General features: G+C 71.1%; 18 protein-coding genes. 9 read left to right on the forward strand and 9 right to left on the reverse strand.

What is annotated here, in order from left to right; translation table 11 throughout:
* The first annotated feature begins 325 nt into the window (after positions 1–325).
* From ABZ795_RS05330 to ABZ795_RS05370, 9 genes are all read left to right on the forward strand, one after another.
* Positions 326–1,267, forward strand: a complete 942-nt coding sequence (locus ABZ795_RS05330) for a hypothetical protein (RefSeq protein WP_357529086.1) — start codon at positions 326–328, stop codon at positions 1,265–1,267.
* Positions 1,260–2,246 carry a DNA methyltransferase gene (locus ABZ795_RS05335; protein WP_357529088.1) on the forward strand — a complete coding sequence of 329 codons (987 nt, stop codon included), beginning with the start codon at positions 1,260–1,262 and terminating at the stop codon, positions 2,244–2,246. The genes ABZ795_RS05330 and ABZ795_RS05335 overlap by 8 nt, the downstream gene beginning before the upstream one ends.
* Positions 2,243–3,103 (forward strand): hypothetical protein, encoded by an 861-nt coding sequence (locus tag ABZ795_RS05340; RefSeq protein ID WP_357529090.1) that lies wholly within the window; start codon positions 2,243–2,245, stop codon positions 3,101–3,103. Before ABZ795_RS05335 ends, ABZ795_RS05340 begins: the two co-directional genes overlap by 4 nt.
* Positions 3,100–3,651 (forward strand): DNA (cytosine-5-)-methyltransferase, encoded by a 552-nt coding sequence (gene dcm / locus ABZ795_RS05345; protein WP_357529092.1) that lies wholly within the window; start codon positions 3,100–3,102, stop codon positions 3,649–3,651. The genes ABZ795_RS05340 and dcm overlap by 4 nt, the downstream gene beginning before the upstream one ends.
* Positions 3,629–4,282: a hypothetical protein gene (locus ABZ795_RS05350; protein ID WP_357529094.1), complete on the forward strand. Its 654-nt coding sequence runs from the start codon at positions 3,629–3,631 to the stop codon at positions 4,280–4,282. Before dcm ends, ABZ795_RS05350 begins: the two co-directional genes overlap by 23 nt.
* Positions 4,283–4,515: 233 nt before the next feature.
* Positions 4,516–4,674: a hypothetical protein gene (locus ABZ795_RS05355; protein ID WP_357529096.1), complete on the forward strand. Its 159-nt coding sequence runs from the start codon at positions 4,516–4,518 to the stop codon at positions 4,672–4,674.
* A 291-nt stretch (positions 4,675–4,965) separates the two neighbouring features.
* On the forward strand, positions 4,966–6,429 hold the full coding sequence (locus ABZ795_RS05360) for a tyrosine-type recombinase/integrase (protein ID WP_357529098.1): 1,464 nt from the start codon (positions 4,966–4,968) through the stop codon (positions 6,427–6,429).
* Positions 6,430–6,624: 195 nt separating this feature from the next.
* Positions 6,625–6,996, forward strand: coding sequence for a hypothetical protein (locus tag ABZ795_RS05365; RefSeq protein ID WP_357529100.1), 372 nt, complete (start codon positions 6,625–6,627; stop codon positions 6,994–6,996).
* The gene (locus ABZ795_RS05370; RefSeq protein WP_357529102.1) at positions 6,993–7,274 is read left to right on the forward strand and encodes a hypothetical protein; all 282 of its coding nucleotides are present in this window, start codon (positions 6,993–6,995) and stop codon (positions 7,272–7,274) included. Before ABZ795_RS05365 ends, ABZ795_RS05370 begins: the two co-directional genes overlap by 4 nt.
* A 110-nt stretch (positions 7,275–7,384) precedes the next feature.
* Here the strand turns inward: ABZ795_RS05370 and ABZ795_RS05375 are convergent, their stop codons facing one another.
* The 9 genes from ABZ795_RS05375 to ABZ795_RS05415 all read right to left on the reverse strand — a co-directional run bounded on the left by ABZ795_RS05375 (position 7,385) and on the right by ABZ795_RS05415 (position 16,233).
* Entirely contained in the window at positions 7,385–8,173 is a 789-nt protein-coding gene (locus ABZ795_RS05375) for a methyltransferase (protein ID WP_357529104.1), read from the reverse strand.
* A gap of 98 nt (positions 8,174–8,271) precedes the next feature.
* The gene (locus ABZ795_RS05380) at positions 8,272–9,000 is read right to left on the reverse strand and encodes an ATP-binding cassette domain-containing protein (RefSeq protein WP_357529106.1); all 729 of its coding nucleotides are present in this window, start codon (positions 8,998–9,000) and stop codon (positions 8,272–8,274) included.
* On the reverse strand, positions 8,984–9,784 hold the full coding sequence (locus ABZ795_RS05385; protein ID WP_357529108.1) for an ATP-binding cassette domain-containing protein: 801 nt from the start codon (positions 9,782–9,784) through the stop codon (positions 8,984–8,986). Before ABZ795_RS05385 ends, ABZ795_RS05380 begins: the two co-directional genes overlap by 17 nt.
* Positions 9,781–10,821, reverse strand: a complete 1,041-nt coding sequence (locus ABZ795_RS05390) for a branched-chain amino acid ABC transporter permease (protein ID WP_357529110.1) — start codon at positions 10,819–10,821, stop codon at positions 9,781–9,783. Before ABZ795_RS05390 ends, ABZ795_RS05385 begins: the two co-directional genes overlap by 4 nt.
* Positions 10,818–11,681, reverse strand: coding sequence for a branched-chain amino acid ABC transporter permease (locus ABZ795_RS05395; RefSeq protein WP_357529113.1), 864 nt, complete (start codon positions 11,679–11,681; stop codon positions 10,818–10,820). The genes ABZ795_RS05390 and ABZ795_RS05395 overlap by 4 nt, the downstream gene beginning before the upstream one ends.
* A gap of 34 nt (positions 11,682–11,715) precedes the next feature.
* Positions 11,716–12,930, reverse strand: a complete 1,215-nt coding sequence (locus tag ABZ795_RS05400; RefSeq protein ID WP_357529115.1) for an ABC transporter substrate-binding protein — start codon at positions 12,928–12,930, stop codon at positions 11,716–11,718.
* Between the two features lie 44 nt (positions 12,931–12,974).
* Positions 12,975–13,559 (reverse strand): ATP/GTP-binding protein, encoded by a 585-nt coding sequence (locus tag ABZ795_RS05405; RefSeq protein ID WP_357529117.1) that lies wholly within the window; start codon positions 13,557–13,559, stop codon positions 12,975–12,977.
* A 2-nt stretch (positions 13,560–13,561) separates the two neighbouring features.
* On the reverse strand, positions 13,562–13,966 hold the full coding sequence (locus tag ABZ795_RS05410) for a roadblock/LC7 domain-containing protein (protein WP_102656661.1): 405 nt from the start codon (positions 13,964–13,966) through the stop codon (positions 13,562–13,564).
* The gene (locus tag ABZ795_RS05415; RefSeq protein ID WP_357529119.1) at positions 13,963–16,233 is read right to left on the reverse strand and encodes a nitrate- and nitrite sensing domain-containing protein; all 2,271 of its coding nucleotides are present in this window, start codon (positions 16,231–16,233) and stop codon (positions 13,963–13,965) included. The genes ABZ795_RS05410 and ABZ795_RS05415 overlap by 4 nt, the downstream gene beginning before the upstream one ends.
* Positions 16,234–16,522: the final 289 nt, after the last annotated feature.

Raw genomic sequence — 16,522 nt, forward strand, 5'->3', positions numbered from 1 at the left:
TCTCACAGTGCTGGTCGACGGCGGTGTCCACGTCGGCGCCCGAGGCGCCCTCCGCACCGGTATGAGCATCCGTCAGCGTTCCTGTCAATGACGCAACGTCACTGACCGACGGCGAGCAGGAATAGGGCCGGTTCCGGCGCGGTAGGCGGCGACCGAGGGTGGTTCTAACGTCGTGAGCAGCAGACGAGGCGACAGAAGCAGGACATGCCGGTGCGCGGGTCGCGTGGTGTGAGGGCCTGTGGGGTGGGCAAGTGTTCGCCAGGGCTCACAAAGCCCGGTTCGGGGGTGTCAGCGCTTCACGGCGCGGCGCGGAGCCGACATCCATATGAGCGAGCACCCGCCGCACCCGCACCACCAGGCCGACCACACCGGGCCGGCCGAGGCCGAGGCCACTCTCATCGACCTGATCGCCGGTGACCCGCCGGTACCGATCACGGTCTGGCGCACGGCCCGTACCGACGCCGACCAACCCACCAGCCTGCCCACCCGTTTGGCCTACCGCCTCGTCGCCGCCTACAGCCGGCCCAGGGAGGCGGTGGTCGACCTCACCACCGACCACACACTGACCGGCATCTGCGCCCAGGGCGGACGCCGGCACCACCGTGCCTGGTTCACCGACAGCTCCAGCCTGATCATCGGACCAGCCACCGCCAGCCAGCCGGCGGCCACGACCGCAACCCGCCCGCTCACCGCCCCGGTCGAGCAGCGGGCCGGTGACGCGCAGGACCCGCCCGAGCTGGTCGACTGGTTCGGCGACGACCTCACCGACCCCGACCTATGCGGCGTCGACACCGCGGTCGTCCGTCCGCCCGACGACGGTCCACTGGACGAGGCCACCAGCCTGGTGGTCGCCTCCTGGCCGCTACACGAGGCCGACATCACCGCCCGCGTCCGCCTCGCCTGGCTCCTCACCGCCTGCGCGCGGCTACTGCGCCCCGGCGGCTGCCTCGTCCTCGTCGTCGGCATTCCCACCGGTACACAGCCCACTCCCGAGGACTTCGGGCCACTCGTGGCCGCCGCGTCGGAGGCCGGACTCGGCTACCTACAACACATCGTCGCGGTCGAGGCCGACACCGACGGCGACCAGTTCGTCTACCACGTCACCGACGAGGAACTGCTCTCCCTCGCCCACGCCGACGCCGAGCAGTGGCAGGTCGCCCATCTGCGGGTCCACGCCGACCTGCTGGTCTTCACCATCCCGCAGTTGCCCGCCGTGCCCGGGTCGCGGCGGCGCCGTGACCGCGAAGGCGGTGAGCGTCATGCCTGAACACCGCGACCCGGGACACCCTGCCCCGAACACGCCCACCGCCAGCCCCGGCAACGACTACCAGAGCCGGCACCACGACTACGACGGCCGCCACCGGGCCGACCCCGACGGCCTGTCCGTCTGGACCACCGCCCAGACGACCGGCCCGGTCCAGCGACGGGGCCGGTACGTGCCGGAGTCGGTCAAGCACCCGGCCCGGATGCTGCCGGCGATCGCCGCCCACGCCATCGACGCCTACACCCAGCCCGGTGACCTGGTCCTGGACCCGATGTGTGGCATCGGCACCACCCTGGTCGAGGCCGTCCACGCCGGCCGCGACGCCTTCGGCATCGAGTACGAGCCGCAGTGGTCGAACATCGCCGACGCCAACATCCGCCACGCCCACGACCAAGGCGCGACCGGACGGGCGTCGGTGATCCGCGGCGACGCCACCCGACTGATGTCACTGGTTCCGAAGGCTCTCACCGGGCAGGTGGCGCTCGTGGTCACCTCCCCGCCGTACGGGCCGACGGTGCACGGGCTGGTCCGGCCCGGCGCGGACGGGGTCGTCAAGTACGACGACCGGTACAACGACGGCGAGGACCGGGGCAACCTCGCCTACCGCGACCTGACCGGTCTCGCCGACGGGTTCACCCAGATCCTGGCCGGCTGCGCCACCCTGCTGCGTCCCGGCGGCGTCGTCGTGGTCACCGCCCGCCCGTGGCGCAAACGCGGCGAGCTGGTCGACCTGCCCAGCGCCGTCATCGCCGCCGGCATTCGTGCAGGTCTCGTCCCCATCGAACGGTGCGTCGCGCTCCTCGCGGCCGTCCGCGACGGGCATCTCGTCGCCCGGCCGTCGTTCTTCCAACTCCAGCAGGTCCGCAAGGCCAGGGCCGGCGGGGTGCCGATGCACCTCATCGCCCACGAGGACGTCCTGATCTTGGCGAAGCAGCCGATCCCGAGGGCTACGCCCGACTCCGGCGGCGGGGTGGTCGGATGACCACACGCGCAGCCAGATATCTGAGTCTCGGCGCCGGGGTGCAGAGCTCCACCCTCCTGCTACTCGCCGTCCAGGGCCGGATCCCGACCTTCGACGCGGCGATCTTCGCTGACACGTCGTGGGAGCCGGCGGCGGTCTACCGGCACCTGGACCGCCTGACCGGCATCGCGCGGCGGGCGGGCATCGAGGTCGCGCGCGTCAGCTCCGGCGACATCCGGGCCGACGCGCTCGACCCGGCACACCGTTTCGCGTCCATGCCGCTGTTCACCCTCGGCCCGAACGGCGAGCGGGGCATGGCCCGACGACAGTGCACGTCCGAGTACAAGATCAAACCGATCAAGGTGGAGGTGCGGCGCAGGCTCGGATACCCCCACCCGCGGCGGGTGCCCGCCGGCGTGGTCGCCGAGATGGCCATCGGCATCTCGGTCGACGAGGTCCACCGTGCCCGCGACGCCGACGTCGGCTACATGCGCAACGTCTTCCCCCTACTCGACCTGGGCTGGCGGCGAACCGACTGCCTCCGCTTCCTGACCGACCACGGCCTCGCCGACACCCCGAAGTCCTCGTGCGTGGGATGCCCGTTCCACGACGACCGCTTCTGGGCCGACCTGAAAGCCCACAGCCCGAACGAGTGGGCGGACGCCGTCGCGTTCGACGCGGCGATCCGCCACGGCTGCGCGAGGGCCACCGCGGACGGGCACCCACTACGCGGACAGTTCTTCCTGCACCGGCAGCGGGTGCCCCTCGACCAGGTGGTGCTACGTCCGCACCCACGGCCGGCCGACCCGCCGGGCTGCGGGCCGTGGACCTGCCCCCACGACACCCCGGCGGTCATCGGGCGCGGGGAGGTGGCGTGAGCGTTGCGCACACCACCGTCACGCGCATCGGATCACTGTGCACCGGCTACGGCGGACTCGACCTGGCCGTCGAGTTGGTGCTCGGCGGCCAGCTCACCTGGTACGCCGAAACCGACCGACACGCCGCCACCGTCCTGGCCCACCACTGGCCACACGTCGCCAACCTCGGCGACATCCGCACCGTCGACTGGTCGACGGTCACGCCCGTCGACATCGTCACCGCCGGATTCCCCTGCCAGGACATCTCCAACGCCGGCAAGCGGGCCGGCATCACCGGCGAACACTCCAGCCTCTGGAACCACATCGCCGCAGCCGTTCGCGTCCTTCGACCGCGGCTGCTCTTCGTGGAGAACGTCGCCGCCCTCCTGCGGCGGGGCTTCGACGTCGTCCACCGTGACCTGGCCGAGATCGGGTACGACACGCGCTGGCTATGCCTACGCGCATCCGACATCGGCGCCGCCCACCGCCGAGACCGCCTGTTCCTGCTCGCCACCCCCACCCCACCCGACAGAAGGGGTACGGACGTTGCCGACACCCTGCGCCCGTGACGGCAAGGGCCCCGGCCACCCATACGGACTACCGGACCTCATCGAACCCGCCGGCACCCGCCACGGGCTGCTACCCACCCCCAGGGCCAGCGACACCGGCACCCCCGGCCGCCGCGCCGGCACCGGATGGCGGCCACCGCTGTCGCAGGTGCTCCTGCCCACCCCCAAGGCCACCGACGGCACGAAGGGCAGCCCCGGGCAACGCGGCTCGCACGGCGACCTCACTCTCCCCTCCGCCGCCGTGCGGGCACCGGCTCGGACGCTGCCCACCCCGCGTGCCTCCGACGCCCACGGCCCCGGCCGCCACGGCGACGGCGGCGCGGACCTGCGCACCACCATCGTCGGTCTCGACCCGCCCGACACCGACCGGTGGGGCGTCTACGCCACCGCGATCGCCCGGTGGGAAAAGCTGCTCGGCCGACCCGCGCCCGTACCGACCCAGCCGGGACGGCACGGCGCGCCCGTCCTCGCACCACCGTTCGTGGAATGGCTCATGGGCCTCGACCCGCACTGGGTCACCGACCCCACCCTCGCGCTACCACGCACCGCCGCGCTGCGGGTACTCGGCAACGGCGTCGTACCCGAACAAGCCGCCGCGGCGCTGCGGCTGCTGCTGCGCCCCCACCTGTAGGCGACACCCACGTATGGCCCGTCCACCTGGTCCCCCTATGGACGGCCAGCTCGACGACTCGACCCGCGTATTCACATCGATCCTGGAGGGAGATGACCATGCGATCTGGACGCACCCGACGAGCACCAGTCGCGCCCGCCGCGCCCGCCGGAGCGCCGCGGGCATGGACCGTCGAACAGATCCGGGCTCTGGGAACCAGTACCGACCTCGCGACCGCGGCCTCGGTGCTGGGCATGTCCCGCTCCGCGGCCTACAAGCTGATCCGCCGCGACGCGTTCCCCGTGCCGCACTTCCGCGTCGGCGTCCGCTACCGGATACCCACCGCGCCCCTGCTGGCCGCCCTGCACCTGCCCGACACACCCACAGCGCAGAACAGTGAACCCGGCCCCTAGAACGAGGCCGGCAGTCATCGGAACCAGGACCGCCACCAGCTTATAGGACGCGCGGCATCACACCGAAGCCGAAGATCCACCCGACCTACGACATCGAGCAAGCGAACCGATCAGGGGCCCGCCAGCTGGCGGGCCCCTGCCGTCCCACAAACCCGTACGACCGACTCGGCGACTCGGCCGGACCCGCGCACAAACGGGTCCGGCCGAACTTGATCGTGCGCGGATGTCACGCGTTCATGTCGGTCGACAAACCGACGCCCCCTCCCCCACCCGAGGAGCAGCAACCCCGCCATGCCTGACGGAAGCATCTTCAAACGCTGCGGCTGCCGCCACCCCGACACCGGCAAGCCCTTCGGTAACGACTGCCCGAAACTCCGCCGTACGAACGGTGCCTGGAGTTTCGACCACGGCCACTGGGCCTACCAACTGGAACTCCCACCCACCGCCGACGGACGACGTCGGCTGCTTCGCCGGTCCGGGCTGCCCAGCCGGCGCGTCGCCGCCGACGAACTCGACCACGCCCGCGAACTGCTGTCCCTCGTCCCCCGCGGCGACCGGCGACGGCGTACCGAGATCGCCGACCTGCTGCAGACCGCCGTACGCGCCCGCCGGCCCCTGCCCGAAACCGACCGCATCCGTCAACTGCTCCACGGCGACGGCCCTCTCACCGACATCCCCACGGTCGCCGACTACCTGACCGGCTGGCTCACCCACCTGACCATCGACGACAACACCATCCGCGGCTACGAATCACTCGTCCGCGTCCACCTGATCCCCCACCTCGGTGACATCCCGTTGGACAAGCTCCGCGCCAGCCACATCCGCGAGATGTTCACCGCCATCGAACGCCGCAACGACGCGATAATCGCCGCGAGAACCAGCCCCGACCCGGCCATGCGCCAATCCGTCACCGGTGTGCGCACCACCGGCCCCGGTACCCGTCAGCGCATCCGCGCCTGCCTGCGCAAAGCCATCAACGACGCCCTCGCCGACGAACTGATCGTCGGCACCAACCCGGCCACTCTCGTCAAGGTCCCCGGCGACCGGCCCGTACCGATCATCTGGGAAGACGAACGTGTCCAACACTGGAAGGCCACCGGCGAGGTCCCCGGGCCGATCATGGTGTGGACCGACGTCCAGGTCGCCGAGTTCCTCGACTACGCCGCTATCCACGCCCCCGACCTGCACCCCCTGTGGCACTTCATGGCCTACCGCGGACCCCGCCGCGGTGAGGCCTGTGGCCTACGCGACAGCGAGGTACGCCTCCACCGCCGCGAAACCACCATCAACAACCAGATCGCCACCCACGGCTACACCCCCGTCCAGAAGGCCCCGAAGAGCAGAGCCGGTAACCGGGACGTCGTCCTCGACGCCGACACCGTCAAAGTCCTCACCGCCTACAAAGCCCGCCGCGCGGCCTGGCGCCTCGCCGCCGGTGCCGCATGGCCCGACACCGGACTGTTCTTCGTCCGCCCCGACGGCCGTCCCTGGCATCCCATCGGCGTCTCCCAACGGTTCCGCCGACTCATCCGCAAAGCGGGGCTACCACCCATCCGTCTGCACGACCTACGCCACAGCGCCGCCACCCTCGCCCTCGACGCCGGAGTCGATATCAAGGTCGTCTCCGAACAACTCGGTCACTCCACCACCACTCTCACCCGCGACACCTATCAGAGCGTCAGCAAACAACTCCACCACGATGCCGCTGACGCGGTGGCCAACATGATCAAAAATGGGCGCCGCCGAACCGGGTAAGCAACTCGGGATCCGCAGTTCATCGCCCGGGATTCAGGTGTTCGAGGGCCTGCGCGCGGTCGGTGCCGCGCGGAGTCGGGCAGGCACGGTCTGTTGTCGGGTGACTGTCTGTGCGCTCCGGATCCATTGACGGTGTTGATCGGGTTCCCGTACGGTGCGGTTTCGCGAAAGCCGAACGACGTTCAGCGGGGGAACATGAGCGGCTTCTACGTAGATCCTGCTGGCCTGGACGGCCTGCACAATGTGCTGCATCGGGCGTCGGGCGATGTCGGTGACACGCTCGCGTACGTCAAGACCCGCGGCGGCGACGATCCGCTGGGTTCCCTGGCCCGCACCGTCCTGCACGGTGAGGCGGACCTGCGCACGGCGGTGACCCACTCCTGGCACGGTCGGGCACTCGGTGACGCCTTCACCGCGTCACTGCACCAGCGCGAGAGCATCCCGGCCGACCGGCGCGCCGAATGGGAGCGGCACGCGCAGCAGCTGCGCGACGCGTGTGCGGCGTTGACCGTCGAAGCGGCGCCTCCGGACGGGGCTGCCGGCGACGGCCGGGAGGAAGGGCGGTGAATGCCTGCACGCGGTGGCGGCTCGCCGTCCCGCTGATCGGCCTGAGTCTGCTGATGATCATCCCGGCCGTCGGCGGTACCTGGGTGTTCTGGTCGGAGTTCGGCACCACCTACCGGGCGCTGAGCGTGGTCATCTGCCTTGTTCTGCTGGCACAGCTGGGATTGGCGGTGTCGATCGGCGTACGACCGACCCGGGATGTGCCCTGGCTACGGATCGGACTGATGGCGGTCACCTTCCTGGTGGCCTGTGGTGCCGCCGCGGTGCGCAGGTCGGTCTGACCGCTTCGCGCCGCAGCGGATCGTTGTTTGTCACCGGATCCGGATCCGGCTCCGGCTCCGCGGCTGTCGTGACCGTCGGGCGGGTTCGGCGGTTGCTCTGCGCCCATGGGTCATTCGGGTTTCCGGGCGAGGGTGGAGGTGAACTGGTAGCCGCGCAGCGACACGGTGGGGTCGGTCATCAGCTCGCCGAACCGGGTCAGGTCGGCCTCGTCCAGGTCGGCGATGGGCAGGAGCCGGTCGTGCAGTTGGTGGGCGTTGTCGGCCAGCAGCAGGCATCCGGGGCCGCCGCCGGTCCAGGTGTCGGCGCGGGTGTGGCTGTGCACGTGTGTCATGCCCGCATCGAGCAGGTGGGCGTGGATGTGGTTGCCCCAGTCCAGGTCGGTGCCGCCGTCGGAGAGGGTGTCGAGGATGGCGTGGATGACCCGGTGGATCAGGTCACGGTCGTCGGTGGCGGGTGCCCGGTGGATCACGGTCGGGCTGTAGACGATCTCGCCGACCGCCAGCCACCCACCTGGTCGTAGGAGCGCGATCATCTGCTTCAGCAGGTCGGTGCGGTTGGCGAGGTGCTCCAGCACGCAGCGGGCGTGGATGAGGTCCAGGCTGCCGGGTGTGATCGGCAGGTCGAGCCCGTCGCGTAGGTCTCGGCGGTAGACGTCGATGATGTTGGTGGGGTCGAGCAGGCCGGTGTCGAGGTCGACGGCGATGACCCCGCCGGTGGGGCCGACGGTGTCGGCGAGGTGTCGGGTGATCGAGCCCGCGCCTGCGCCGATGTCCAGGGCCCGCCAGCCGGGTCGGATGGGGATCTTGGCGAGGTCGTGGCGGGTGATGGGGTCGAGGACCTGTTGCAGGGGGCCGAGCTGGGCCGGGGCGTTGCGGAACTGGTAGGCCGTGGTGGTCACCGGGCATCTCCTTCGGGCGTGGGTGGGCAGGGTGTGGCGGGCGGATGCGGTTCGATTCGTGCGACGAACGGCAGCTGCGGGTTGAGGAGCCGGGTTGGTCATTGGTGGGGCGTCGCGGTCTCGTCGGGGTCAGTGAGGGTGAGGTGTCGGCGCAGCAGGTGGCTGGCCGCGGTGCTGGTGTGGGTGTGGCCGAGGAGCTTCCCGGCGGCGAGGACGTGCATGGTGTCGGCGATCGTCGCCGCGACATCGGTGTGGGGAAGCGCGGCGAGGACGGTCACGCCTCGTGCGGGCAGGCCCCGCAGGACGGTGGTGATCTGGTCGGCGAGGATCGGGGCAAGGCCTTCGGTGGGTTCGTCGGCCAGCAGCAGTCGGGGTGCGGTGCGCAGGGCGCGGGCGATGGTGAGCATCTGTTGTTCGCCGCCGGAGAGCTGGTGGGCGCGGTGTCCCATGCGGGCGGCCAGCGGCGGGAACATCGTCAGGAGTTCCTCGACGGTCCAGGCTTCGTCGCGGCCTGCGGTGGGCTGTGTGGCGGCGAAGTGCTCGGCGACGGTCAGTGAGGGCCACAGCCGGCGGCCCTGGGGGGCGAGTGCTACTGCGGCGCGGGCGGCGGCGGTGGGGTGCCAGCCGGTCACGTCTTCACCGTCGAGATGGATGGTGCCGCCGCGGGGGTGCAGGTGGCCGGCGAGGGTGTGCAGCAGGGTGGTTTTGCCGGCTCCGTTGGGTCCCACCAGTGCGTGCACGCCGGGGTGGCGCAGGTCGAGGGTGAGGTCGTGGAGTACGGGGGCGCCGTGGGGGTAGGCGACGGTCAGGTCACGGATGTGCAGCATGGCCACCCCCATTGGTGCCGAGGTAGAGAGCGGCGACGCCCGGGTCGGCGCGCACGGTGTCGGCGGGGCCGTCGGTGTGCCGGCGGCCCTGGTGCAGCACGGTGATCCAGTCGGCGACCGCGGCGACCACGTCCATGTGGTGCTCGACGAGCACCACGGCGATCCAGCTGGGCATCCGGTGGATGACGTCGATCAGGCGGCCGGTTTCGGTGTCGGTGAGTCCGGCTGCGGGTTCGTCGAGCAGCAGGATCCGGGGTTGGCCGGCCACCGCGACGGCCAGGTCGAGCATCCGCCGGTGCCCGTGCGACAGAGAACCGGCGCGTTGGTGGGCGTGGTCGGCCAGACCGACCAGGTGCAGCACCTCCATGGGGGTGCGGTCGGGGTTGCGGCGATGGTGCCAGCCGCCGATCCGCACGCAGTCGAGGCAGGTGAGGTCCGGCCACACGGTGGGGTGTTGGAAGGTGCGGCCGATGCCGGCACGTGCCCGCCATTCGGCGCCGTGTCGGGTGACGGTGTGGCCGTTGTAGGTGAGCTGGCCGGTCTGGGCGCGGATGGTGCCGGCGAGCACGCCCAGGAGAGTGGACTTGCCGGCGCCGTTGGGGCCGATGACCGCGTGCCGGTCGCCGGGGGCGATGGTGAACGTGTCGAGGTCCAGCACCGTGAGCGGCCCGTAGGCGTGGCGCAGACCGGAGGCGACCAGCCCGTTGCCGTGGGCATGATCGGGATCGCGGCCGCTGCGCGGCGAGGGCGGCTGGTCCGGTTCGACGCGGTGGACGATTCTCACGACGTCCTCCTGACGCTCGCGTTGGCGGGTGCGGGCGGCGCGCTGTGCGGGCCTGCGGACAGTCGGCGGCGGAGGCGGGTGGGTAGGGCGGTCAGGCCGCCGGGCAGCAGGTACACGCCGATCACGAACAACGCGCCGAGTAGCAGCGGTGCGTGGCCGGGGACCTCGACGGCGACGATGTCGCGGACGATGAGCACGATCACCGCCCCGACGGCCGCGCCGATGAGGGATCGGGCGCCGCCGATGACGACGGCGAGCAGGGCCAGGGCGGCGACACCGAAGCCGACATCGGCGGGGGTGATCCACCGGTGGGTGTGGATCAGCAGGGCGCCGGCGATTCCGGCCAGTCCTCCGGCGGCGGTGTGGACCATCCACAGGTAGGCGTAGACGAGATGGCCGCTGGCGCGGGCCCGGTCCTCGTTGGTCCGGGCGGCGGTGAGCAGCATCCGCCGGTCTCCGCGCAGCAGCCAGACGGCCGCGAAGGTGGCCGCCACCGTGATCGTGGCGGTGTAGAGCAGCAGGGTGCGGTCGCCGTGTAGCGGTGGTAGGCCGGGTAGGAGGCGGGGTGCGGGGATACCGGCGAGGCCGTCGGTGCCGCCGCTGACCGCCCGCCACTGCCCGGCGGTGATCGCGGTCAGCTCGGCGACCGCGAGGCTCAACATGAGGAAGACCGTGCCCCGGTACCGGACCAGGAGCGTCCCGATCAGGCCCGCGACGACCGCACCGCCGACAGCCGCGCAGAGCAGGTGCACGGCGGCGGTGTCGATTCCGGTCAGGGCGAGGCGGGCGGTGAGGTAGGCGCCGACGGCGTAGGGGGCGACCTGGCCCAGGGTGGGCAGGCCGGCGTGCCCGGTGACCACCGCGACGCTGACCGCCAGCAGCGCGAGGGGCAGCATCCGGGCGACGGTGGTGTGCAGGTATGAGGCCGGTGACATCGCCACCGCCGTAGCCGCCCCGGCGGCGAGTGCGGCCGTTGCACCCCGCTTCAGCAGCGGTGGCGTCCGGTCGGCGGCGAACGCCTGGGTGAACGCGCTCATGAGGTTGCCCCGTTCGGGACAGTGGGGTGGCGTGCCACGAGGGTCACGGTCATCGCGGCGATGAGCAGATACGGTGCTGCCGCCGGGACGGTGACCACGCCGACGGTCTGCACCACCCCGACCCCGATCGCGGCGGTGACAGCGCCGGGTACCGAACCGAGGCCACCGCAGACCACGATGATCAGCGACAGCAGCAGTGTCGTGTCGGCGGTCCCGGGACCGACGCCGAGGATCGGTGTGGCAAGGGCACCGGCCAGCCCGGCCAAGGCTCCGGACGTCACCAGGACGGCGGCGTCCACGGTACGGGGGTTGACACCGATCCCGGCGACCATCGCCCGGTCGTCGACCGTGGCCCGGATCAGCCGACCCGCGCGGGTACGGTGCAGCACCACATAGCCGACGGCGGCCACCAGCACGGCGACGGCGAGCACGGCGAGCCGGTCGACCGGATACCGGTACCCCGCCACCATGACGGTGCCTTCCAGCGCGGCGGGCATGCGGGGCCGTAGCACGTCCGAGCCGAAGATCGTGGTCAGCAGGTTCCCGCCGATCAGCGCGATGCCGAAGGTCAGCAGCGCCTGATCCAGGTGCCCGCGTCCGCGCAGTGCGGCGGTGGCGGCGGCGAGGGCTCCCCCGCCGGCCGCGCCTGCGACGGTGGCGAGGACGGTGGCGGCGGCGAGGCTGGCCCATGTGCCTGCGGTGGTCGTCGCGGCGATGTAGCCGCCGGCAGCGATGAGGACGCCGTGCGCGAGGTTCAGCACTCCGCCGGCACCGAAGGCCACGGTCAACCCGGCAGCGGCGATGGCCAGGAGCAGCCCGTAGGCGACCCCGTCAACGACGGTGATCACGAACGTGTCCACGTGCACGGCACCTCCCTTCGTGAACCCTGGTGGCTCAGGTGGTGGGCAGGGTGGTGAGGTCCTGCAGCAGCACGTTGGACAGGACCGGCCCGTCGGGTCTGACCTCGCGCAGGTACCAGCGCTGCACCGGACGGTGCTCGGTGGGGTGGAACTGCCAGTCCCCGCGTGGGCTGTCGATCCGCCCCACAGTGGCGATCGCGGTGTTGAGCGTTTCGCCGGTGACGGGGCCGTCGACGGCGGCCAGGGCACGGTCGAGGACGGCGGCGGCGTCGTAGGAGGCCATCGCGAACGTGGTCGGTTGTCCGGGGTAGCCGGCGGCGGACCAGGCGGCGACGAACTGCTGGTTCGCCGCGTGCGGCAGGGTCGGTGAGTAGTTGAGGACGTTGCGGATGCCGGTGGCGGCCGTGCCCTGGGCGTCGAGCACGGATCCTTCGGTGAGGAATCCGGCCGCGTACAGCGGTACGTCCTTGAGGGCGGACTGCCGGTACTGCTTGACGAACGCGACAGCCGGACCACCGGCGTAGAAGGTGTACACGGCGGCCGGTCGGGTTTCGGCGGCCTTGTTCAGGTACGGCAGGAAGTTCTCCGTGGCCGGGAACGGTGTGAACACGGTCTTCCCGTCCGGGTTGGCGAGTTTCCCACCGAGGGTGGTGAAGGTGTCGGTGAAGCCTCGTAGCTCGTCCCAGCCGCCCTGGTAGTCCGGGCCGATCGCGTACACCGCCCCGTCCCCTACCTCGGCTTTGATGTGGGCGGCGATCGCGATACCCGGCTCGTCGGAGTTGTAGGAGGTGTGCCAGGTGTAGGACAGGTCGCGGGGTGTGCCGGCGACGGGGGCGAATTCGGGGCGGGCGTTCGCGCCGAGCAGGGGGATGCGTCGTTCGTGGGTGAGGGTCTGGACCTTGTCGACGGTGGCGCCGCCGACCAGCCCGGTCACCGCCACCACCCGGTCGCGTTCGAGGAGTTTCTGGGCTGCGGGGACGGCGGTGGCGGGGCCGTCACCCTCGTCGGCGACGACCAGGTCGATGTCACGGCCACCGAGCCGACCGTCGTGGGTGTCGAGGTACAGCTGGAAGCCGCGCCGCATGTCCTCCCCGACGCTGGTGTAGATGCCCGACAGCGACACCAGCAGTCCGATCCGCACCCGGTCGGAATCGCCGCTGTCGCTGCCGCACGCCGCACCGGCGGCGAGCAGGCTGGTGGCGGTGACGGCGACCACCGCGTGTCGCAGCTGTGCACGGGCACGTTGCATGAAGTGCTCCTTCTTTTTATTCAGAGGTGAACCGGGCCGGGTGGTCAGGAGGCGACGCCGGCCGGGGCCTGCGTGGTGGCGATGACGTGCTCGACCAGGGCGATGAGCAGGTGGCGGACGCTGTCGCGGTCCCGGGCGTCGACCTCGACGATCGGCACATCACCGGCGAGCGTGAGCGCGTCACGGATCTCGCCCGGCGAATAGACGTGCGTGTCGGGGAACTGGTTGACCGCCACCACGAACGGCAGCCGCCGGTTCTCGATGTAGTCCAGGTGCCGGAACGAGTCCGCGAGCCGGCGGGTGTCGACCAGCACGACCGCGCCGACGGCACCACGCACGATCGCGTCCCACATGAACCAGAACCGTGCCTGTCCCGGCGTGCCGAACACGTACACCGTGACGTCGTTGATCGCGAGGCGACCGAAGTCCATCGCCACCGTCGTGGTCACCTTGCCCGGACGGTGCGACACATCGTCGCCACCGGCTGACATGCGGGCCTCGGTGGTCACGGGGGCGATGTCCGACACCGCCCCGACCAGGGTGGTCTTACCCACCCCGAGTGGCCCGGTCAGTACGATCTTCAACCCCTGTGGCGGGTTCGTGGACGGACGGACCGGCCTGGCGGTCATGGTCATCGTGCGCCGGCCGCCGCGGCCGCGAACGACGGGTTCAGGTAGGAGTCACCCACCTGCTCGGCGAAGCGCTCCAGTTCCCCGGTGACGAACGCGAGGTCCGCATCCCGGCGAGCCAGGACGAGCAGCGACGCCCCCCGGCTCAGGCTGGTCAGGATCAGGTAGCCCCGGTCGGTGTCGGTGATGTTGCCCCGCACTGCGCCCGCGTCGAAGTCGCGGGCGGCGCCGTTGAGCAGGCTGTTCAGCCCGGCCGCGACCGCGGCGAGGCGTTCGGCGGCATCCCGGTTGAGCCCCTCGGTCCAGGCCAGCAGCAGCCCGTCAACCGACACCGCGACGGCGTGACTGACCCCGGCGACCACGCGCACGTTGTTGTTCAGCAGGAAACTCAGGTTGTTGTCGCTCATCGTTGTTCTTCTCTCGGCTGGTGGGAGCGGCGGCCGAGGCCGCGCTGGTAGGCATCTGCGGTCTGGGCCAGGCCCGCCGTCGGACGGCAGCGCGCCGCGGCAGGAGCAGACCGGACCGCGGGCGTGAACGCGGTGGTCGGCTGCCGCTTGGGTAGCCCGTTCGAAGTGGTCGCACCGCCACCGAACGGCACGGTCTCGGCGGACACGTGCACGGTGCCGCCTTCCTCGAACCACGCCGATGGGCTATGCCGTTCAGCGGCCTGCCGGTAGATGGGTGGTGGTTCCTGCCCGCCCGGGCCGGGCCGCTGCGCGGGGATCTGCGGCAGGGCCTGGGTCGGTGCGTCCACGGGCGCCGGCCGGTCGTACCGGCGGGAAGGTCCACCGGGATGAGGTGCGGCGGTGGCGGGCAACACGAGGTGGGAGGCGGGGGTGCCGCCGGGGGCGCGTCTGCCGGCGATCGGTCCGGTCGGCAGCGCCACGCGTTCAGGGATCCGGACGAGAAGCTTGTCGGCGGGGATCTCGACCTCGGCGACCGTGCCGTACGGTGACGCGGACAGCAGCCGCACCCGCAACCCGTGCGCGGCGGCCAGCAGCGCCACCGTGGCTATGCCCTGCCGGCGGATGTGCTCCACCCCGATCGTCGGTGACGGTGCCGCCAACTCCCGGTTGAGCTGGTCGAGAAGATCGCGTGCGATGCCGTTGCCCGTGTCGGTGACCTGCAGGATCGCCCGGTTACCCATCAGGTGGCCGGAGACGAACACGTCGTCGGGGCTGTAGCGGGCGGCGTTGTCCAGCAGTGACGCCAACAGATGAACCAGATCGTCGATCAAGGCCGGCGGCACGAGCACACGGTCGTCGACCAGCCCGAAGACGATCCGCCGGTAGTCCTGGATCCGGCTCTGCGCCGCCTGCACCACCGTCACCAACTCGGCTGGCTCCTCATACGCCATCCCGAGCGTCCGGCCCGACAACACCAGCAGGCTCTGCGTGCCGTGCAGCAGCTGCGCCGCCAGGTTGTCCACCGCGAACAGGGTCTCCAGCGTCGCGGAGTCCTTCTCGTCGCGCTCCGCGCGGTCCAGCTCACCCAGCAGCCGGTTGGTGATCGCCTGACACCGCCGCCCGACCGCCTCCACCGCACCGACCGCCACCTGACGATGCCGGGCGAGGTCCGTCGAGATCCGGTACGTGGTTCCCGCGAGGCTGTCGAAAGCGGCAGTGACCTCGTCCACCTCATCACGGACCATCGCCGGAGCCAGGGCTCGCGGTGGCGCCGGTACCGAGCCCGGATCGGTGGGGTCAGCCGACTCCACCCGGCGCACCAGCGCGGGCAGCTCATCCCGGGCCATCCCGGTGACGGCGTCACGCACTCCACGCAGCCGCCGCGCCAACACCCGGCCCTGCCACCACGCGAACACCGCCGCCGCCGCGAGCAGCACCGCCGCCACCCCGGACAGCACACCGCTGGTCACCCACTGCCGCGTCCGCTGCCGCCCCACCTCGGCCAGGATGTCGTCATCGATACGAGACTGCACCTGGTGCAACCGGTCCCGGCGCTCACCGCTGGCGGCCGCCCAGCGGCCAGGCGCGACCCGCAGCCGCTGACCGACCTGCGTCCGCGCGATCCCGTCATCGATACGCTGCGCGGTGAGCACCTGCTCGCCGGTCAACGCCTGATCCAGCCATGCCCGCCACCGCGTCGGCGAACGCTGCGACACCACCAGCAGCGCCTCGTCGAACCCGGCCCGCGTCGCCGCCAGGTCCCGTTGCACCGCCTGCGACACCACCCGGCCACTACCTGCCACCACCGCCGCCTGCTGGATACCCGCGTACTCCGATGCCTGCGACAACGCCGCAGCCACCCGCAAATGGTCGGCGAGCACACCATCCGCGCCGCCCACCTGCCCCACGGCCTCCCGCACCGCCAGACCACACGCGATCACCGCCCGGTACCGCACCAGGACCGCCGTCAACGACGTCGACCGTGCCTTCACCTGCTCCCGCAACGCCGGCAACAGCCGCAACTGCTCATCCAACGGACCGACCAGCCGCCCAACCGCAGGCCGCGACACGTCCAGCTCCGCACGGCGCTGCCGGTAGACGTCGATCGCACGGTCGGACACCGCACTCTGCTCCAGCACCGCGTTCAACCCGCCACCGGCATCCGAGACCACCGACACCGCGACCTGACGCTCCCGATCAAGCTGATACAGCACCTCACCGACAGCAGACGACACCGCCACCAGCACCTGAAGACGATCAGCACTCACCGCCTGCCGCGCCGTCGACGTCACACCCCACGCGGCAAAAAGCACAGTCGCGGACAGCGGGATGGCCAGCAACAACGCCAGCCTCCGGGCAACACGCACACCAGAACCCTTCAGATCGCACGGTCAACGACCCCATGACGCGACGGAGTGAGAAAGCCGCGGTACACCGTCTCGATGGGCGGCCTGCCGGCACGATCGCGTGCCAACGAGACGACTTAAGGCGAGGTCGATCAATGTCGGCCAGATCCGTCGCCGGGTTCCGACATTTCGATGACAGTCGTGGTCCGAA

The organism is Micromonospora sp. NPDC047134, from assembly GCF_040643455.1.
Taxonomy (GTDB): Bacteria; Actinomycetota; Actinomycetes; order Mycobacteriales; family Micromonosporaceae; genus Micromonospora.